Below are 17,164 nucleotides of genomic sequence, written 5' to 3'. Positions count from 1 at the left end.
AGCCATCCAACTGGTTTAAGCCTTACCAGCGATTTTCTCCGCAAGCTCGTTCAGATAGGTCCAGCGTTCCATAAGACGCTCCAGCTCTGCTTCGGCTAGGCGTTGCTCCTCTACTAGCTCCTGCAGCCTTCCAGAGTCAGCAAAAGCCGCCTCCATCTGTACACTAATATCCGTCAAACGTTGCTCTGCAAGCTCAATTTGCTCATCAATGCCCTCATATTCACGCTGTTCCTTGAAGCTGAATTTGAGTTTTGTTTTGGGAGCCGTTGAAGGTGCAGGGTTGCTGCCAGTGTCCGCGGCCTCTTTTCGCTTTGAGCTTCCATCTTCTTTGTTCGATTCTCCAATGCGTGACGGTACATTTTTGGCCAGCCATTCTTCATATTCCGTATAATCGCCAACGTGAATCCGGATATCGCCATTTTCAAAAGCAATCAGCTTATCTATCGTACGGTCCAAGAAATAACGGTCATGGGATACGGTAAAGACGACACCCGGAAATTCATCCAGATAATCTTCCAATACAGCCAATGTGCCGATATCCAAATCGTTCGTAGGTTCATCCAAAAGCAATACGTTAGGTGCTCCCATCAATACACGAAGCAGATACAAGCGTCTTTTTTCGCCCCCGGACAGCTTCGAGATCGGTGTCCATTGCATCGCAGGAGGGAACAAGAAGCGTTCCAGCATTTGACCCGCCGTAATCACACTGCCGTCTGCTGTCCGTATCACTTCTGCTTCTTCCTTCACGTATTCAATGGCACGCATACTGTCATCCATATCCTGATGCTCTTGTGTAAAGTAACCAAGCTTAACCGTAGCGCCAAGCTGAACTTCACCTTTATCGGGTTGCAGCTGACCTGCAATCATATTTAAGAGTGTTGATTTGCCGCTGCCGTTCGGGCCGACGATGCCCACTCTATCCTGGGGTACAGCGATATAGCTGAGATCTTTGATTAGCTGACGACCATCCAACGCTTTCGACAGGTCATTAATTTCAATGATCTTGCGACCTAAACGTGTAGAAGCCACAGAAATATCCAATGAACCGTTCGAGCTGCTTCCTGTACTCTCTTTCAGCTTTTCGAAGCGGTCGATTCTTGCCTTCTGTTTTGTTGAACGGGCTTTGGCACCGCGACGAATCCAAGCCAGCTCTGTACGCAGCAGGTTCTTACGCTTCTGTTCGGCAGAGGCTTCTCGTTCTTCGCGATCGGCTTTAAGCTCTAGAAACCGTGAATAGTTAGCTTCATAACGATAAAGCTGGCCACCATCTAGCTCTAGCATGACACTAGCCACACGCTCCAGGAAGTAACGATCATGCGTCACCATCAAAAGAGCGCCGCGCCGTTTCTGCAAATATTGCTCCAGCCAAGCCACGGAATCCGTATCAATATGGTTGGTAGGCTCATCAAGAATCAGCAGTTCAGAGGGGGTAATCAGTGCAGCTGCCAGAGCTACACGTTTACGTTGTCCACCAGAAAGTGTGTCCATTAGCGCATCAAACTTTAAGATGCCTAGCTTGGTAAGCACGCTTTTGGCTTCACTCTCCAAATGCCATGTTCCCGCAGCGTCGATCGCCTGCCCAATCTTTACTAGTTTTCCTTCCAGTTCAGCATTACCAGGCTGCTGTTCAAGCTGGGACATAGTCTCCATATACTCACGCATGGTAGCAAGGTCTGGATCATCCCCGGCGAACACTTGCTGCAAAACTGTATTCATAGGATCATAAGGAGGATTCTGCGCCAAATATTGTACTCTTACATTATTCCCGATGGCAATTTGCCCACCATCCGGAGTATCCAGACCGGCAATAATCCGTAAAAAGGTTGATTTACCCGTTCCATTCACACCGATCAAGCCAATTTTATCCCGATCGTCCATACCAAATGAAGCGTCGCTAAAGAGTACTTTCTCGCCATAACTCTTGGAAAGATGTTCCACGGTCATAATATTCATGCTATTTCCTCGCTTGCCTTATATTTTCATAAAACCGGCCGCATCTAACCAATGCTATTTATCCGGTCTATCATCCTATCCAAAATTCAGGTGATCATAGCCCCTCTAATAAAAAGACCAGCAGCGAAATCAGCGCGTTTATACGCGTCCTCCTCCGTAAAAGACGGATCAAATAAGATATCCATCTTCAAACGATCCAACATCCCTATGTAGGACTGTGCCATAAGCTCAGGCTCGGATGCTCCACCTTCTAATAATACCTTGACCACATCTTGCATGTATTGCTCCATAAATTGTGTCATATACGCCACTAATTCAGGATTATTGTTAGGGGCACGGAAAAAGAGCTTCGTATGCCGCTTGCGTTCATAATAATAATTCAGGTGATGTTTAGCAATGATCGACAGTTTACCGGCCAAAGTATCACTAGCCTTCAGCCTTTCCTGTAATTGCAGGAGAAATCCCTCACAATCGCGGCGCGTCACTGCCATGAATAATTCTTCCTTGCTCTTGAAGTATAAATAAACGGTGCCCTTTGCTATTCCGGCTTGCTCCGCCACTTCCGACATCTTCGTTTCGTAAAATCCACCTGAACCGAAGAGCTCGTATGCGGCATCCAGAATAGCAGTATGTTTTTGATTGGATGCGCTACTCATCGGTCCCTCCCTAAACTGTGCCGTTCAAAGCTTAAATTCAAATGCTAAATGATCATGCTCAGCAGTAAGGCAGCTGCACCGCCGAGGATAGAGCTGATGGCATTGACTGCATCATTGCTCATCCACTTCCAGCCTCTTGCGTGTACAGCTGGAGCCCCACAATGCTGTGAGCCTTCCACTTCGCGGCCGCATACCGTACAGCGGTTCATCTGCTGCACGGTTGCACCAAGGATAGAGTCGGCAAAGGCGCCGACTAGTCCTCCGGCAAGTCCTGCTAGGGTAAGCAGCACGAAAGAGTGATCCGGCATGCCGGATATCATTCGCAGCAGCCAAGCTGACGCACCGATGAGTGCGCCTCCTGCCGCCGCCGCCAGCGTACCCAAGCTGGATACGCCTCCCGAAGCTCCGGCAGGAAGAACTTTACCCGTAAGGACAGAACGAGGCGGTTTCTTGCTCAGTGTTCCGATCTCCGTAGCCCATGTATCCGAGGTTACTGTAGCCATTACACCAATAAATAGAAACCCCCACAGCTCATGCGGGAAGATCGCATTCAGGAGAACCAGAACCATGCCAAGTCCACCGTTAGCAAAGACCTGCCCGGCATCGCGGCGGCCCGTCTTAGCATATGTCAGCTCTAATTCTGCTTTATTATCATGATGAAGTTTGGACAGCAGGCTTGAAGTGATGAAGAAGATCAGCAATATCCCAAACCAAAAAGCATTTCCGGCACCAAAATAAATAGTGCCCATCACTACCGCGGCAATCATGCCAGAGAGACTTAAAGACTGCTTCCAATATGCCGCTCCCGCAACAATCAAAGCGCCTAAAGCGCCAATAACCCACTGCATAGATTCATCTCCAACAGATCTATTAACCGATCAGGCAAGTCCCCATCAGCTTGTCGCCCCAGTACAGCTCGAAAGCGTCTCCAGCTACAGTAGGACCCACGCCTGCCGGAGTACCTGTAAATATCACATCGTCTTTCCCTAACCCGTAGCGCTCGGCGATAAAATCAACAATTTTTTGAAGTGAAAAAATCATGTTTTTAACATTGCCGCGTTGTACTTCCACCCCATTTTTCACCACTGTAAAATCAGTTCCCTCCAGCTCTTCCTTATCTGGAAACGCTATGTAAGGGGTGAGTGGTGCGGCATTTTTAAAGCCTTTAGCTGGCGTCCATGGCAAACCTTTCTTCTGCAGATCATTATGCACATCACGCAGCGTGAAATCCAGTCCCAGTGCCATTACATCTACCAGATCCTCCACGCTCATGCCTGGTGTATAATCACGTGCAATACGCAGTACAAGTTCCCCTTCATAATGAATCTGACCCGCATCCTTTGGCAGCTTAATTACTGCTTTATCGAGGGAAACAGCCGCATGTGAGGGCTTCATGAAAATGAGCGGCTCCACTGGCACATTGTTACCCAATTCCTCCGCGTGTAGCTTGTAGTTGCGTCCAACACAATAAAGATTATTAACAGCAGCGCACATAAACAGTCAGCTCTCTTTCCCATCGATTTGGATTATTTATACCTTCAGAAAGGTGTCGCCCCATATATCCGGGCGGTTTGTACAGATCATTATATCAGAATGCATGTCGGCTAAGCGACGCATCTCTTTCGCTTTGTTCACAGTCCAAGCCATAATTTCCACCCCTCGCTCGGACAAAAGCTTGGCCAGTCTAGGATTCAGACGCGAGAAGCTAATCGAAAGTAAAGAGCAATCCAGTTCATGCAGCCTGCGTGCAGGATTGCCAAATCTGGAATCAAAGATCAATCCGGTGCGAAAACGGGAATCAATTTCCTTGACTTTTTTTAATGCTCCAGTATCAAAAGAGGTCAAGATCACGTCGTCCCGCATACCTTTTGCAGAAATAAGATCCGTCACCGTCTTCTCAATGCCAGGATACATATCTCCCACTGTTTTCAGTTCAATATTCAGACGCAATCTTCCGGAGGCTAGTGACAGCACCTCTTCCAAAGAAGGCACCCGCTCGCCCTGAAAAGAACGCCCTTTCCAGCTCCCCGCATCCAGACGCCGGATATATTCCCAGTCCATGTTCTTCACCTTGCCATGACCATTGGTCGTCCGGTCCAACGTATAATCATGAATGACAACAGGAACGCCGTCTTTGGAGAGCTGGACATCAATTTCCATCCAGTGCACATAGGGCATGGCAATCGCCATCCGAATGGCTGCCAATGTATTCTCTGGAGCTTTACCGGAAAACCCTCGATGGGCTACACACAAATTGTTCATCATAAGGACCTCCCAGGAACCCTATTTGGTAACTTGAGTGACTTTACCGTCGCTACCGATCTTTACCCGTCCTGCGGATAGAGCTTCTACTCTTTTTAACAAAAGTTGTCCATCCACTGCGTTCATCGGCACAGGCTGTGCTAGCTCGGCTTTCATAGGCTTCAGCTTTAAGGAGCATTGACCTTTTACACTACATTCCGCCTGAAAAACCGCAGTTTCCCAAGTGGCAGGCACTGTAGATCTCGTAAAAATAAAATTCCCGGTGCTGTAGGCAATCCATTTGCCCTTATATGGCTCCACGCCTTGTAGCACGTGTGGATGGCCGCCAATGACAAGATCGGCTCCTGCATCGATAAAGCTATGGCCCAGCGACTGTTGCGTTTTATCATATTGTTCTACCCGTTCTTTACCCCAATGGACAACTACGACCACCAAATCGGCTTTCTTTTTGGCTGCAGCAATAGCCTTCAGTCCTTCTGCACTATCGTATACGGAGGCAAGTCCCGGCTTATTTTTTCCTGCCATCCAATCCGACGCAGGAATCACCCGGGTGAATCCCAGCAAAGCGATCTTAATGCCCTTACGTTCAAAATATTGCGCCGAATATGCTTCTTTACTGTTAAGCCCCGCACCCACATAAGGAATTCCTCTTTCAGCAAGGTGGTTAAGGGTATCCCGCAAGCCTTGCTCTCCTTGATCAAGCGTGTGATTATTCGCCATATTTACTGCGTCCACACCAGCTGACTTAAGCGCATCCAGAGCGAGTGGTGATCCTTTGAATACAAATTGCTTATTAGTGGCACTTACGCCACCTGTGGTCACTGGAGTTTCCAGATTCAAGATCGTAAGATCATCTTTCTTGAACAGACCCTCCAATGCGGCATACGAATAATCATAACCTTTCTTCTCCAGCAGTTCTCCAGCTTTCCCGGAAAATATAACATCTCCACCAAAATTCAAAGTCACCGTCTTACCAGACGCGTCATCATCTGACGGCAGACCAGACACTGGATCATTATTTGCTGCTTCCGAGCTGTCCTCATCCTTCGCAGGGGTCGCTGTCGCTTCAGGAGCTTGTGTTTCAATGATCTCTTCGGGCTCCTCCTGCGGTGTAGGCGTTGGCTCTGGAGTTGCCGTAGGAGAAGGGCTTGGCGTCTCCGTAGCTTCAGGCGTTGCAACTGCAACCACCGGAGGTGCTGTCTGAGGCTGATCACTACTCTCCGGTATAGGCGTAGCTGTCGCTTCTGCAACCGGAGGCGGTGAGGCGCTTTTCTTGTCAGGGTCATTCGTAAAGCTATAAGTCAATAACACGGTAATCATCAGAAGAAGACCTGCATTGATCCAAGCCCAGGCCGTTCTGCGCTTGCGTTTGCTCTTATGTTTGTTCTTTTGTCTAGAACGCGATCGCGGCGGATACATGGTTTCTGTGATCTCCTCTACTCTCAAATTGTTTTTATTATAGCATATCTATCACAGCACCCTACAAATAAGAGAGTCGATAGAAATAGAAAATTTTACTAACTAAAGAAAAACAGTGAAGCGCCTCATGCTTTGCTTCACTGTTTTATTTAGTCATCGTACTCACATTTCATTCATTAGCTGTTTAGCAACGCTTTCCGCAATAAGCTTGGACTGCTTGATGCAATCCGGCATTGCTATGCCATTAAATCCGGCGCCAATGACATACACACCAGGAAGCGAAGCTGCTAATTCTTTGCGGAATTCGGTAATATTATCAAGATGTCCTATAGGATACTGCGGCATGGAATGCTCTAAGCGGGTGATTTCCGTAAATATTGGATTCGCAGTAATGCCCATGATCTCTCGCAAATCTTTAAGTACAAGCTCCGTCAAAGCCTCATCAGGCAGCTGAACATTCTGTTCATCATCAGAACGACCCACATAACAGCGTAAAAGCACCTTATCATCAGGAGCCGTATGCGGCCATTTCGTAGATGTCCATGTGCAGGCAGTAATATTTCGCCCTTCTTTACGAGGCACAAAAAAACCCGATCCATCATATTCGTTAACAATATCCTTTTTGTTAAAAGCCATGACTAGATTCGCTACTGAAACATAATCCACCGCTTCCAGCGCTGTAACATCCATATGGGGACGAAGTAAGTCAGCAGCCGAAAAATTAGGCGCAGTGATATATACATCATCCGCAAGCAACCGTTCGCCATTCTCCAGCTCTACCTCATAGATAGAAGGACTCCCAGCAGCCTGAATAGAAACTACGTTAGACTCCGTCCGTTGTTCTACATCATGCAGCTCATAAATCAGACTATGCACGAGACTTTGCAGCCCTTTGCGGAACGTGAGGAAGGTACTCTGTGTAGTACCTTCCTGTGCCTTTTTATTCTTTCGCCCTGTGCGCATTCCACGAATAAGGCTCCCATACTGCTGCTCTAATTCTCCAAATTGCGGAAATGTAGCTTGCAGGCTAATCTTTTGTATATCTCCGCCGTACATGCCAGAAAGGAGCGGCTCAGTTAAATTCTCCAGCACTTCAGATCCTAGACGTCGCGCAATAAGCTCACCAAGCGATTCGTCCTCATCATTACGCCGCGGAGGAAGAATAAAATCCATCATCGCACGTATTTTGCCCCCAAACGAAACTAACCCACTTGATAAAAAAGGTTTCAGTTCGGTAGGGATACCGAGTACAAGACCGGTTGGCAGAGGATTAAGCTTGTCCCGCTGCAAGATATATCGCTTCTTAGCAAGAGGGTTGGAGGATACCAGCTCGTGATCCAATTCCAATTCCTTAGCCAGCTCGCACATCTCCGCCCTTTCCGCTAGAAATGAATCTGGGCCCTTTTCAATCACAAAACCATCGCGATGTAAGGTTTCAATCTTTCCACCGAGATTTTTCTCTTTCTCAAGCAAGACTATATCAGGCTTAATACCCGCTTCTTTATAAAATTTACGAATATAAAAGGCGGCGCTGAGTCCGCTCAGCCCTCCGCCTATGATAACAATTTTTCTTGTGGGGCCAATCATGATTGAGCGGCCTTCATCTGCTCCAGTCGTTTACGAATTACATCGCTCAATACAGACATATATGCGGGATCACTATTCAGTGAGTCGATCCGCATAAGACGCATATCAAGCTCCGAAGCTACGGCTGTTGCCTCTATGTCGAGATCGTACAGTACCTCTAAATGATCGGATACGAATCCGATAGGGGCCACCAATACGTATTCCACCTGTTCTTTACTAAGCTGTTGCAGCGTGTCCAGAATATCCGGACCGAGCCACGGTTCAGCTGTGCGACCAGCACTTTGCCAAGTAAACTGCCAGTTGGTTACGCCTGCCTGAGCTGCAATTGCTTGCGAAGTTTCCAGCAGCTGATCCCGATATGGATCACCCATAGCCAGAATACGTTCTGGAAGACTATGAGCGCTGAATAATACGCGAATCTCATCACGGGTCGCACCTGCTTCAATATATTGATCCAGCTTCGCCGACACTCTTTGGCTTAACACATCGATCAATTCAGGATGCATATGGTAACTCTCTACAAAACCCATGTCAATCTTGCATGCATCAGCCTTTTCCTGTGCACGCTTGATGTAGCTCCCCACACTCATACTGGAATAGTGTGGCGCCAAAACAATACCCACTGCTTGAGTAATGCCATCCTTCGCCATAGCCTCAACGCCGTCCTCAATAAAGGGACTGGCATGCTTCAAGCCTTGATAGCAGACAAATTCAACATCTGCTCCCGCTTTATCCGCATTTAATGCTGCTTGTAAAGCTTCTACTTGCCGGTCTGTATTCTCCCGCAGTGGGAATACCCCCCCGACGATTGCTTCATAACGGTCGGTTAACTCTTTAAGCTGCTCCGCTGTTGGCGGATACCCCCGTCTAATATGCGTGTAATAAGCTTTAACATCTTCTAGGCTCTTAGGAGTGCCATACGACATGACGAGAACACCTATTTTTACTGTCACGGATTCCGTCCCCTTTACAATTTAATAGCGTGGAACATATAAATTCTTATATTTTTTACGAACGTTGCTTAGCCGTTTCTTGTAATACTTCCTGAGAATAAGTGTGAATATACTCCGTCAATTCTCTAAGTTTATCTAATGAAGCCTCCGGGAATAATCCATGGCCCAGATTGAAGATATAACCTGGCTCAAGCACACCTTCATCGATCAGTTCTTTCGCGCGTTCCTTCAAAAGGTCCATCGGAGCTGTAAGCAAATATGGATCAAGATTTCCTTGAATCGCAAATTTATTGCCTGTTCTGCGTCGGCCTTCAGTCAAGCTAACACGCCAATCCAGCCCGATTACGTCTGCTTGAAGCTTCGTAAGACTTGGCAGCAATTCTCCAGAGCTCACACCAGGAAAGTATATTTTCGGTACATCAAGATCAGATAATTCGGAAAAAATACGAGAAACCGTCGGCAGCACATACGTTTCAAAATCGCGTGGAGCAAGCGCACCAACCCAACTGTCGAACAATTGGAAGGCTTTGCCTCCACTCCGTACATGGCTTCGGAGGTAAGTGATAATCATATCGCCCAGCTTGTCCATCAGCATTTCCCAGACACGGGGTTCACTGTACATTAGCTCTTTCGTACGGATATACCCCTTGGAAGGTCTACCTTCGATCAAATAGCTGGCAATTGTAAACGGCGCGCCTGCAAAAGTAATCAAAGGAACGTCCAGTTCCTTATCCAAAATAGCAATCGTTTCCAAAATGTGGCTAAGATCACCCTCTACATCAATCGGTTTTAGTCTCTCCACATCAGCTGCACTACGGATCGGATTCTCAATTACTGGACCGATATCCTTAACGATATCGAATTTCACTCCGATTGAAGCAACTGGATTCATAATGTCGGAATACAAAATGGCCGCATCCACACCCAGCTTGCGAACGGGCATCATGGTTATTTCCGCTGCCAGCTCAGGCTGCTTGCAGATTTCAAGCAATGAATACTTTTCCTTGATTTTACGGTACTCGGGATCATAACGGCCGGCCTGCCGCATGTACCATACGGGAACGTGCTCCGTGTCCTGCTTTCTACAGGCGCGGATAAAAGTGTCATTGTAGGTCATGATAAGATCTCCATTATATTTTATTAGATTTTTTTAATCGGCATATCTACTATTATGCCCTTTTTAAAAGCTTGTAACAACTAATACGAAGAGTTTGGAATGACAATCCTATGACATTACTATGACATGTGTTGCACACATTAAGCTGCAAAAAATGATATACTGATAAAATGGCATTTTTTCCGTGAATCATATATTCTCTGAAATTCTTTGAAAGGATGTGAAAGCACTATGAAGAAATGGGAGACCTGGAAGGTCAACCTCTTAGTGCTTTGGTTCGGGCAATTTTTGGTGAATGCTGGAATGACAATGATTACACCCTTCCTGACCTTGTACCTTGCGAAGGATCTTGGTGTCCAGGGTGAACATGAAATTGGAATCTGGGCGGGACTTATTTTTGCCGCAAACTTCTTAACCTCTTTCATATTCCAGCCATTATGGGGCAAGCTTGCAGACAAGTATGGCCGTAAGATCATGTTGCTGCGTTCCAGCTTTGGGATGGCTATTGTCATGGTATTAATGGGCTTCGCACAATCCCCTTTACAGCTGCTCCTGCTCCGTCTCTTAAACGGTACAATCTCTGGCTTCAATCCCGCCTCCATCGCACTGGTGTCAGGTACTACCCCCAAAGAACGTATGGGCTTCTCCATGGGATTAATGCAATCAGGATCTGTAGCAGGAACAATTCTAGGGCCACTGATTGGTGGCTTACTTGCCGATTTAATCGGATTTCGGCCGATTTTTTATGTCGTTGGGGCCTTGCTCTTTATCGCCTCTCTCCTGGCATTATTTCTTGTTAAGGAAAAATTCGACCGCGCCGAAGCTGCACAGGAACCGCAGGTTTCTGTACTCGCAGGTTTGAAGGAATTAATCAAAATCCCTCAGCTGCCAGCTCTATTCGGTGTAACCTTTCTGCTGCAATTTGCAATGATTAGTCCTATGGCCTTGTTGCCACTTTATGTAGAAAAATTAAATGGACCCGCCGAGAATATAGCCTTCTTGGCCGGAATGGTCAGTGCCGTTACAGGGATCTCCAATATGCTGGCTTCTCCCTTGCTTGGTAAGCTAAGTGACAAAGTCGGCGCACATCGTATTCTGACCTATGCGTTAATTGGCGCTTCACTATTCCTAATTCCGCAGGCATTCGTAACTAGTGTCTGGCAGCTGATTATAGTCCGTTTCCTAATGGGAGTCTTCATGGGTGGACTGTTGCCCAGCGTTAATGCGCTTATCCGCTCCTATACCCCTGACGGAAAAGAAAGCCGCGCATTCGGCTTCAACAGCAGTACATTGGCGCTAGGCAATATGCTGGGAGCTATCTTGGGCGGCTTTCTATCAGGTTACATCGGAATTGAGGGGCTTTTCATTATATCCGGCTGCTTGCTGCTGGTTAATACGATTTGGGTTCGATTGAAGCTGTACAAAGTAACAACACCGCGGTTATTTCGCTAATCAGCTATTTCACCATCGCTAGCGCCAATCCATCATAGGCAGGCAGACATGTACTGATAAGACGTTCATCCGTGGCGATCATCTCATTGAAGTGGCGCACAGCCAGGATGGCAGGACCATTTCTATCTGTATTTAAGGTCCGTCCACGGAGAAAAATATTATCACCCGCAATGATCGCTCCTGGATTGGCCAGCTTGATGGCATATTCCAAGTAGTTAGTGTAGTTCAACTTATCTGCGTCAATGAAAAAGAAATCGAACCTAGCGCCCTCTGCTTCCAGTGCCATCAGGCTGTCCATTGCGGGTCCTATTCTATACTCCGTAGTATCGCTGAAGCCTGCCAGCTCTAAATTACGTCGGGCAAGCTCGGCATAGTCGGCTCTCAGCTCTAGCGAAGTCAGTGTGCCACCTTCAGAGAAACCGCGGGACAAGCAAATTCCGCTGTAACCGCCAAGTGCGCCAATTTCCAAAATACGCTTAGAGCGAGACAGTCTAACTAGCATGGTGAGCAGTCTTCCGTACCCCGGCTCGACAGACACCGGCGGCATGCCTGCTTGGACAATTGCTTCTTTTACTTGAAGCAGAATTTCGTCCTCTGTATAAAGTTGTTCACTGTATTCTTCTTGCGTAAGCATAAAGATTCTCCTTTGAGGATCCCCCGTTTGCTCATAGTAAGGGATGACGGGGAACATTTTATGATTTATGGAATGCCGGGCATTGTGAAGTGTCCCACATTCCCCTATACTTGTATGGATGCTTTAAAGGACGACAATGTCGTCTCTTCTTATTGTACTGGCTTTTTGTATTTATCTACAAGTTAAACGGAGTTGAGAGTATTTGAGCAAATTACAATTAATCGCTACTGCCCCTATGGGTTTAGAAGCTGTGGTAGCGCGCGAATTAAACGAACTGGGTTATGAGACCAAGGTCGAGAACGGACGAGTATTATTCAGCGGTGATTACATCGATATCTGTCGCTGTAACTTGTGGCTGCGTACATCTGACCGCGTATTGGTTAAAATGGGCCAATTCCCTGCTAAAACCTTTGACGAGTTATTCGAAGGGGTTAAAGCTTTGCCTTGGGAAGACTGGATTCCAGAGAATGGAGAATTCCCGGTTGAAGGACGGTCCCATAAATCACAACTAACGAGTGTACCCGCTTGCCAAGGGATTGTCAAAAAAGCCATCGTCGAGAAGCTGAAGCTTTCGTATCATACAGACTGGTTCCCGGAGAACGGTCCTCGATATGTGATCGAAGTGATTTTATTAAATGACATCGCTTTGATCACATTAGATACCACAGGACCCGCACTTCACAAACGTGGTTACCGCAGACATGCAACAGAGGCTCCACTGAAGGAAACAATGGCTGCTGCACTAATCCAGCTTAGCCGCTGGAATGGCCATCGGCCGCTGTTCGATCCATGTTGTGGTTCGGGAACACTGTTAATTGAAGCCGCCATGATCGCTTGGAATATTGCACCAGGACTACGCCGCTCATTTCCATCTGAACATTGGCCAGTCATTCCGAAACATCTTTGGGAAGAGGCTCGCGAAGAAGCTTTCGATGCTGTGCGCGACGATTATCCTTTGCAATTAACGGGTACGGACATCGATCCAGAAGCAATTGAAATTGCTGAAGCCGCCGCCAAGAGTGCTGGACTGTCCGGAGAAATCACCTTCAAAGTGATGGCTGCCGCCAAAGCAAGACCTGAAGGAGAATATGGTTGTATCATCACCAACCCTCCATATGGTGAACGGATCAGTAATGACAAAGAAGTGGAGAAGCTGACCCGCCAGTTTGGTGAAATGATGATATATCTGCCAACATGGTCATTTTTTGCGATTAGCCCTTACAAGGAATTCGAACAATTTTACGGTCGTAAGGCAGACAAACGCCGCAAACTGTATAACGGACGTATCGAGTGTCAATATTATCAATACTTGGGTCCACTTCCACCTAGAAATCCGAAATAATTAGGATCACCATTGGTTTGAATGCAGAACGGACATCTACCTCGTATCGTATGAGGAGGGTGTCCGTTTTTCTCCGAGTATAAGACAGTTTTAGTTTAACACCCATCCTTTACGCTCTTATATTTCTAAGAGAAACGTTTGTCATCTAAAAAAGACAACAACGTTGTTTCTTCTCGTTTTATTTATTTTCTGTGCTAGGAGGCTTCAAAATGTCAGTTTTTCCATCAAGTCGGAGCAGCACAACCGTAACAAGTACAATAGCTTCTGTGATTCGCTCCCGATATATCGGTTATCTCCTTTTTCTTGGCATCATGCTGGCCAAGTTATTATTTCTGCATAGTGGGCTGCATGCTCCCAATATAGATATGAACCAGCAGGACAAATGGATCGCTGTAGGTTCAGTCATGTTATTGTCTTTTTGGACCCTGTGGCTTCCCCGCCGGGGACAGACGATAACGTTGTTAAGTATAAACTTGCTTCTGACGCTGCTTATTTATTCGGATATCGTCTACTATCGTTATTTTCAGGATTTTATCACGGTACCCGTATTGTTTCAGGCTGGACAGATGGATGCGCTTGGTGGAAGTATCTTCGCCCTACTGCGTCCTTCCGATCTTTATTTGTTCGCTGACTGGCTATTTCTTATTGCATACGGAATCGGCGTAGGATTATACCGCCGCAAATCCCATACATACTTGTCTAATGCCGTCCCTCGCCGTTATGGGCAATCTCACTCTTATTCTCAAACCGGTTATTCCCGCCGCTCTTCACGCCTAAGCAGGACGCTAAAAAGAAGCGTGAATGGGATCGTTGCTCTGGTGCTAGGTTGCGTGCTGACCTTTGGACCTATCCACACCTACGCTACTACCTGGGCTAAAGATCTATTCACTGGCAACTGGTGGAGTCTCGCCATGTATAACGTAACCGGACTAATCGGTTTTCACGGTTATGATATTTACTTATATGCTAAAGATCATCTAGGTCCGCAGCCCGAGCTTTCACAAGAAGAAGCCACCTCGATGCAGCTCTGGTTCAATGAACAAAACACTGAGCAAAGTGCCAATAATGACAGCTTTGGAGAATACAGCGGAAGCAACATTGTTGTTATTCAAGCTGAAGCTTTTATGAACTTTGTAGTTGGACGCTCAATATCCGGTCAGGAGATCACGCCTAATCTGAACGCTCTAATCAAAGAAAACACCTATTTCAGTAACTACTACCATCAGACCTCACAAGGCCGAACTTCCGATGCGGATTTCACGTCCAACGCTTCCCTGTACCCGCTGGTCTCCGGCTCGGTATTTGTCCGTTACCCGGATCATCAGTTTGACACGCTGCCTGCTATTTTGAAATCAAAGGGCTACAGTACCAATGCTTTTCATGCGTACGAAGGTAGCTTCTGGAATCGGCAGATTATGTATAACGCGATGGGTTATGACCATTTTTATAACAAAAAAGACTATACAATAGACGAACCTCTAGGCTGGTCTCTGGGTGACAAATCCTTTTTACGGCAATCCCTCGATATTATGAACACTTCAGAAACGATACAGCAGCCTTTTTATTCATTTTTGACTACACTATCCAGCCATCACCCTTATTCTCTCCCTGCAGATAAACAAGGGCTTGATACTGGAGAGTTCAAGGGCACGATCTTCGGAGATTATTTGCAGGCTGTTCACTATACGGATGAAGCTTTAGGGGAAATGGTCAAAGAGATGAAGCAGCGTGGGCTGTGGGATAATACCATTGTTGCTTTCTATGGAGATCATGATAATTCGATCCAGGAGATCGCTTATTACGAACAATTTCTCGACAAAAGCCTTAGCGCACTCGATATGCAGCAAATAATGCATCAGGTTCCCTTGCTCATTCATCTGCCAGGCTCTAACGCCTCTGTCCTAGATTCAGCTCCAGCTGGTCAGTTGGATCTTACACCTTCCTTGCTCCATTTGCTGGGGATCTCACGTGATCCTTATTATCTCATGGGCAATAATCTGTTTAGCGGGCATGAGCGTCTTGTAACGCTGCGATCCGGCGCCTATGCCGATGCAAAGCTGTCTTATCTCCCCAGCGAGAATGGGCAATTTGCCAGTGGAACCTGTTATAGTCTCGAAAGCCGCGAAGCCGTGGACGTAGGGGAGTGCAGCATCGGGTATGAGACCAGCAAGCTCCGCCTACAGATCTCCGACGATATCATGAAATATGATGGAATCAAAAAGCTTAAGAATACACAATCTGCACCTTAAGCTTATATCCCGGTAAATGAAGAGACTGTCCACAAAACTATCGAAAAGGGCTGCTGCGACATCCTCTCTATGTTGGACACTAACTCCTGATCGTTGTTGGAAGCACGTTGGGTTTTCCGACTTAGATACGCGAAGTATCTCACTAACGGACACAGCTGACCTTAAACCCAGCAATATCCGAGATTTGGAATGCTAACGGACTCCAGAGCAGCTATTAGCCTGAAAAACGCCGATATGAGCCTCTTTTCTGAGGAATAGCGTCCCTGGGGTCCGAAATCTTGCATTAACAGCTAAAAACACGCAAATAACGTCATCTGAGTCCGTAACCCCTGTGAGATGATGGGATGATAGACATACGTTGAAGTAAGCCGCCAATGGCCAGAAAACGCAGAGCAGCGATCCTCCAATAACAGGAGAATCGCTGCTCTGTTTACTTTTACTTATTCTGAGAATGAAGAGGGATCGACCCTATTATCTTAGTTGATAAGAACTCAGTATTATTTCTGAACGGAGGGCTGTTTGATAAAAGCTTCTGCTTTCTTCAACACTTCATCCTCCGTTGGAGCACTCACATAACGACCATTCACATAAACAAAAGCCCGTTTGCCACATGGACCGCAGTACGACTTGCAGCCAACCTTGATCTCGGCATCAGGTGCCATTTTTTGCAGCTTAGGGATAATACTTTTCAACTTCATGAAATTACATTCATCGCACACTTGTATTTCGTTAGCCATGGAGCAACCCTTCTTTGTGTTCGAAATTTACAGGCGAGTGTTTAGTGATCGCCGTGATTACCTTTAGAGGGATTCGTAATGACAAAACCTTCTTGTGGAAGATACAAATAATCAACGACCACGCCATCAAGGAGTGGTTGACTCGGATCAAGAATAACATCGATTTCCTTATCTGTCGACACTACAACATCGTTCTCTTTAGGCGTGTCCAAGTCCAGTCCGTAGTGAGCATGATCACCGTGTGCATGTGTAATTGCTACGCGCAGCTTCAACTCGCTGTTTCCTTCAAGCTCCATTTGTTTCTTTATCACTTTAGCCGCATTGCGGGTAATTTTGACCTTCATCTATATTCCATCTCCTAGTCCGAAAATTAAATACTCAATTACTTATTTTAAAGGTAAATGACATCTAAAAGCAACTATATTAGCTAATTAGCTCTGAAGTTCTTGTCGAAAATGTGTGGTGCGATCCTATTCACCCTGCTGAAGTGTAGGATATTTCCGCCCCATTCGTGACACGAACCAGCCCATTAGCAGCATGGTCACTCCAATATCATCGATCGGAATAAATGGCATGAAGTCCGGCAAGACCCAATAGAGCAGTACTGGAAATGTAAATAACAGCTTGTCCCCCATTGCTACTTTAGGGGAGCGGATGTATTGCCAGGAGCTACTGAAGATATGGGACCATTGTTTTAGTGACAGTATTTTTTTCAGTTTCATGGTGACCCTCCTCCCAAGTAAAAAGGATACAGCCGCGGATAACGTGTAGTGACGACAGCGGCCATACCCCATGTTTTATTT

The 17,164-nt window shown here is 46.5% G+C and carries 16 protein-coding genes; 3 read left to right on the top strand and 13 right to left on the bottom strand.

Annotated elements, in window-relative coordinates; all coding sequences use genetic code 11:
- Positions 1 to 15: 15 nt before the first annotated feature.
- The 9 genes from NYE35_RS10605 to hemE form a co-directional block, all read right to left on the bottom strand.
- Entirely contained in the window at positions 16 to 1,953 is a 1,938-nt protein-coding gene (locus NYE35_RS10605; protein ID WP_076098407.1) for an ABC-F family ATP-binding cassette domain-containing protein, read from the bottom strand.
- Positions 1,954 to 2,039: 86 nt separating this feature from the next.
- Positions 2,040 to 2,609, bottom strand: a complete 570-nt coding sequence (locus NYE35_RS10600) for a TetR/AcrR family transcriptional regulator (protein ID WP_076098408.1) — start codon at positions 2,607 to 2,609, stop codon at positions 2,040 to 2,042.
- 44 nt (positions 2,610 to 2,653) lie between these two features.
- Positions 2,654 to 3,457 carry a DUF92 domain-containing protein gene (locus NYE35_RS10595; protein ID WP_036689254.1) on the bottom strand — a complete coding sequence of 268 codons (804 nt, stop codon included), beginning with the start codon at positions 3,455 to 3,457 and terminating at the stop codon, positions 2,654 to 2,656.
- A gap of 22 nt (positions 3,458 to 3,479) precedes the next feature.
- Positions 3,480 to 4,103 (bottom strand): fumarylacetoacetate hydrolase family protein, encoded by a 624-nt coding sequence (locus tag NYE35_RS10590; protein WP_036689251.1) that lies wholly within the window; start codon positions 4,101 to 4,103, stop codon positions 3,480 to 3,482.
- A gap of 36 nt (positions 4,104 to 4,139) precedes the next feature.
- Positions 4,140 to 4,871 (bottom strand): glycerophosphodiester phosphodiesterase, encoded by a 732-nt coding sequence (locus NYE35_RS10585; RefSeq protein ID WP_038569810.1) that lies wholly within the window; start codon positions 4,869 to 4,871, stop codon positions 4,140 to 4,142.
- A 21-nt stretch (positions 4,872 to 4,892) separates the two neighbouring features.
- Positions 4,893 to 6,290: a CapA family protein gene (locus NYE35_RS10580; protein ID WP_339211756.1), complete on the bottom strand. Its 1,398-nt coding sequence runs from the start codon at positions 6,288 to 6,290 to the stop codon at positions 4,893 to 4,895.
- 162 nt (positions 6,291 to 6,452) lie between these two features.
- A complete protein-coding gene (gene hemG / locus NYE35_RS10575) occupies positions 6,453 to 7,877 on the bottom strand; it encodes a protoporphyrinogen oxidase (RefSeq protein ID WP_076107459.1) in 1,425 nt (474 codons plus the stop codon).
- Positions 7,874 to 8,830 carry a ferrochelatase gene (gene hemH / locus NYE35_RS10570; protein WP_341120925.1) on the bottom strand — a complete coding sequence of 319 codons (957 nt, stop codon included), beginning with the start codon at positions 8,828 to 8,830 and terminating at the stop codon, positions 7,874 to 7,876. Before hemH ends, hemG begins: the two co-directional genes overlap by 4 nt.
- Before the next feature lie 55 nt (positions 8,831 to 8,885).
- Entirely contained in the window at positions 8,886 to 9,947 is a 1,062-nt protein-coding gene (gene hemE / locus NYE35_RS10565) for a uroporphyrinogen decarboxylase (RefSeq protein ID WP_341120924.1), read from the bottom strand.
- Positions 9,948 to 10,178: 231 nt separating this feature from the next.
- On the opposite strand from hemE, the gene NYE35_RS10560 reads away from it, so the two are divergent.
- A complete protein-coding gene (locus NYE35_RS10560; protein WP_038569803.1) occupies positions 10,179 to 11,399 on the top strand; it encodes an MFS transporter in 1,221 nt (406 codons plus the stop codon).
- A 4-nt stretch (positions 11,400 to 11,403) separates the two neighbouring features.
- Here the strand turns inward: NYE35_RS10560 and NYE35_RS10555 are convergent, their stop codons facing one another.
- Positions 11,404 to 12,033, bottom strand: a complete 630-nt coding sequence (locus NYE35_RS10555) for an O-methyltransferase (protein WP_341120922.1) — start codon at positions 12,031 to 12,033, stop codon at positions 11,404 to 11,406.
- A 202-nt stretch (positions 12,034 to 12,235) separates the two neighbouring features.
- Between NYE35_RS10555 and NYE35_RS10550 the strand changes: the two genes are divergently transcribed.
- Both NYE35_RS10550 and NYE35_RS10545 read left to right on the top strand, forming a co-directional pair.
- Positions 12,236 to 13,375: a THUMP domain-containing class I SAM-dependent RNA methyltransferase gene (locus NYE35_RS10550; RefSeq protein ID WP_036689227.1), complete on the top strand. Its 1,140-nt coding sequence runs from the start codon at positions 12,236 to 12,238 to the stop codon at positions 13,373 to 13,375.
- 209 nt (positions 13,376 to 13,584) lie between these two features.
- The gene (locus tag NYE35_RS10545; protein ID WP_341120920.1) at positions 13,585 to 15,624 is read left to right on the top strand and encodes an LTA synthase family protein; all 2,040 of its coding nucleotides are present in this window, start codon (positions 13,585 to 13,587) and stop codon (positions 15,622 to 15,624) included.
- A gap of 497 nt (positions 15,625 to 16,121) precedes the next feature.
- On the opposite strand, the gene NYE35_RS10540 is transcribed toward NYE35_RS10545, so the two are convergent.
- The 3 genes from NYE35_RS10540 to NYE35_RS10530 all read right to left on the bottom strand — a co-directional run bounded on the left by NYE35_RS10540 (position 16,122) and on the right by NYE35_RS10530 (position 17,083).
- On the bottom strand, positions 16,122 to 16,361 hold the full coding sequence (locus NYE35_RS10540; protein ID WP_036689224.1) for a DUF1450 domain-containing protein: 240 nt from the start codon (positions 16,359 to 16,361) through the stop codon (positions 16,122 to 16,124).
- Positions 16,362 to 16,402: 41 nt separating this feature from the next.
- On the bottom strand, positions 16,403 to 16,705 hold the full coding sequence (locus tag NYE35_RS10535) for a HesB/IscA family protein (RefSeq protein WP_036689223.1): 303 nt from the start codon (positions 16,703 to 16,705) through the stop codon (positions 16,403 to 16,405).
- Between the two features lie 126 nt (positions 16,706 to 16,831).
- Positions 16,832 to 17,083: a hypothetical protein gene (locus tag NYE35_RS10530; RefSeq protein ID WP_341120919.1), complete on the bottom strand. Its 252-nt coding sequence runs from the start codon at positions 17,081 to 17,083 to the stop codon at positions 16,832 to 16,834.
- Positions 17,084 to 17,164 lie beyond the last annotated feature (81 nt).

Source organism: Paenibacillus sp. FSL L8-0494 (assembly GCF_038003695.1).
In the GTDB taxonomy this organism is placed as follows: domain Bacteria; phylum Bacillota; class Bacilli; order Paenibacillales; family Paenibacillaceae; genus Paenibacillus_AQ; species Paenibacillus_AQ odorifer.
The sequence above is the reverse complement of the archived record's forward strand: the minus strand, read 5'-3'. Positions and strand labels throughout refer to the sequence as shown.

Coding starts and splice junctions, on each gene's coding strand:
- NYE35_RS10605 (WP_076098407.1), bottom strand. CDS start 1,953: ATGAATATTATGACCGTGGAACATCTTTCCAAGAGTTATGGCGAGAAA.
- NYE35_RS10600 (WP_076098408.1), bottom strand. CDS start 2,609: ATGAGTAGCGCATCCAATCAAAAACATACTGCTATTCTGGATGCCGCA.
- NYE35_RS10595 (WP_036689254.1), bottom strand. CDS start 3,457: ATGCAGTGGGTTATTGGCGCTTTAGGCGCTTTGATTGTTGCGGGAGCG.
- NYE35_RS10590 (WP_036689251.1), bottom strand. CDS start 4,103: ATGTGCGCTGCTGTTAATAATCTTTATTGTGTTGGACGCAACTACAAG.
- NYE35_RS10585 (WP_038569810.1), bottom strand. CDS start 4,871: ATGAACAATTTGTGTGTAGCCCATCGAGGGTTTTCCGGTAAAGCTCCA.
- NYE35_RS10580 (WP_339211756.1), bottom strand. CDS start 6,290: ATGTATCCGCCGCGATCGCGTTCTAGACAAAAGAACAAACATAAGAGC.
- hemG (WP_076107459.1), bottom strand. CDS start 7,877: ATGATTGGCCCCACAAGAAAAATTGTTATCATAGGCGGAGGGCTGAGC.
- hemE (WP_341120924.1), bottom strand. CDS start 9,947: ATGACCTACAATGACACTTTTATCCGCGCCTGTAGAAAGCAGGACACG.
- NYE35_RS10560 (WP_038569803.1), top strand. CDS start 10,179: ATGAAGAAATGGGAGACCTGGAAGGTCAACCTCTTAGTGCTTTGGTTC.
- NYE35_RS10555 (WP_341120922.1), bottom strand. CDS start 12,033: ATGCTTACGCAAGAAGAATACAGTGAACAACTTTATACAGAGGACGAA.
- NYE35_RS10545 (WP_341120920.1), top strand. CDS start 13,585: ATGTCAGTTTTTCCATCAAGTCGGAGCAGCACAACCGTAACAAGTACA.
- NYE35_RS10540 (WP_036689224.1), bottom strand. CDS start 16,361: ATGGCTAACGAAATACAAGTGTGCGATGAATGTAATTTCATGAAGTTG.
- NYE35_RS10535 (WP_036689223.1), bottom strand. CDS start 16,705: ATGAAGGTCAAAATTACCCGCAATGCGGCTAAAGTGATAAAGAAACAA.
- NYE35_RS10530 (WP_341120919.1), bottom strand. CDS start 17,083: ATGAAACTGAAAAAAATACTGTCACTAAAACAATGGTCCCATATCTTC.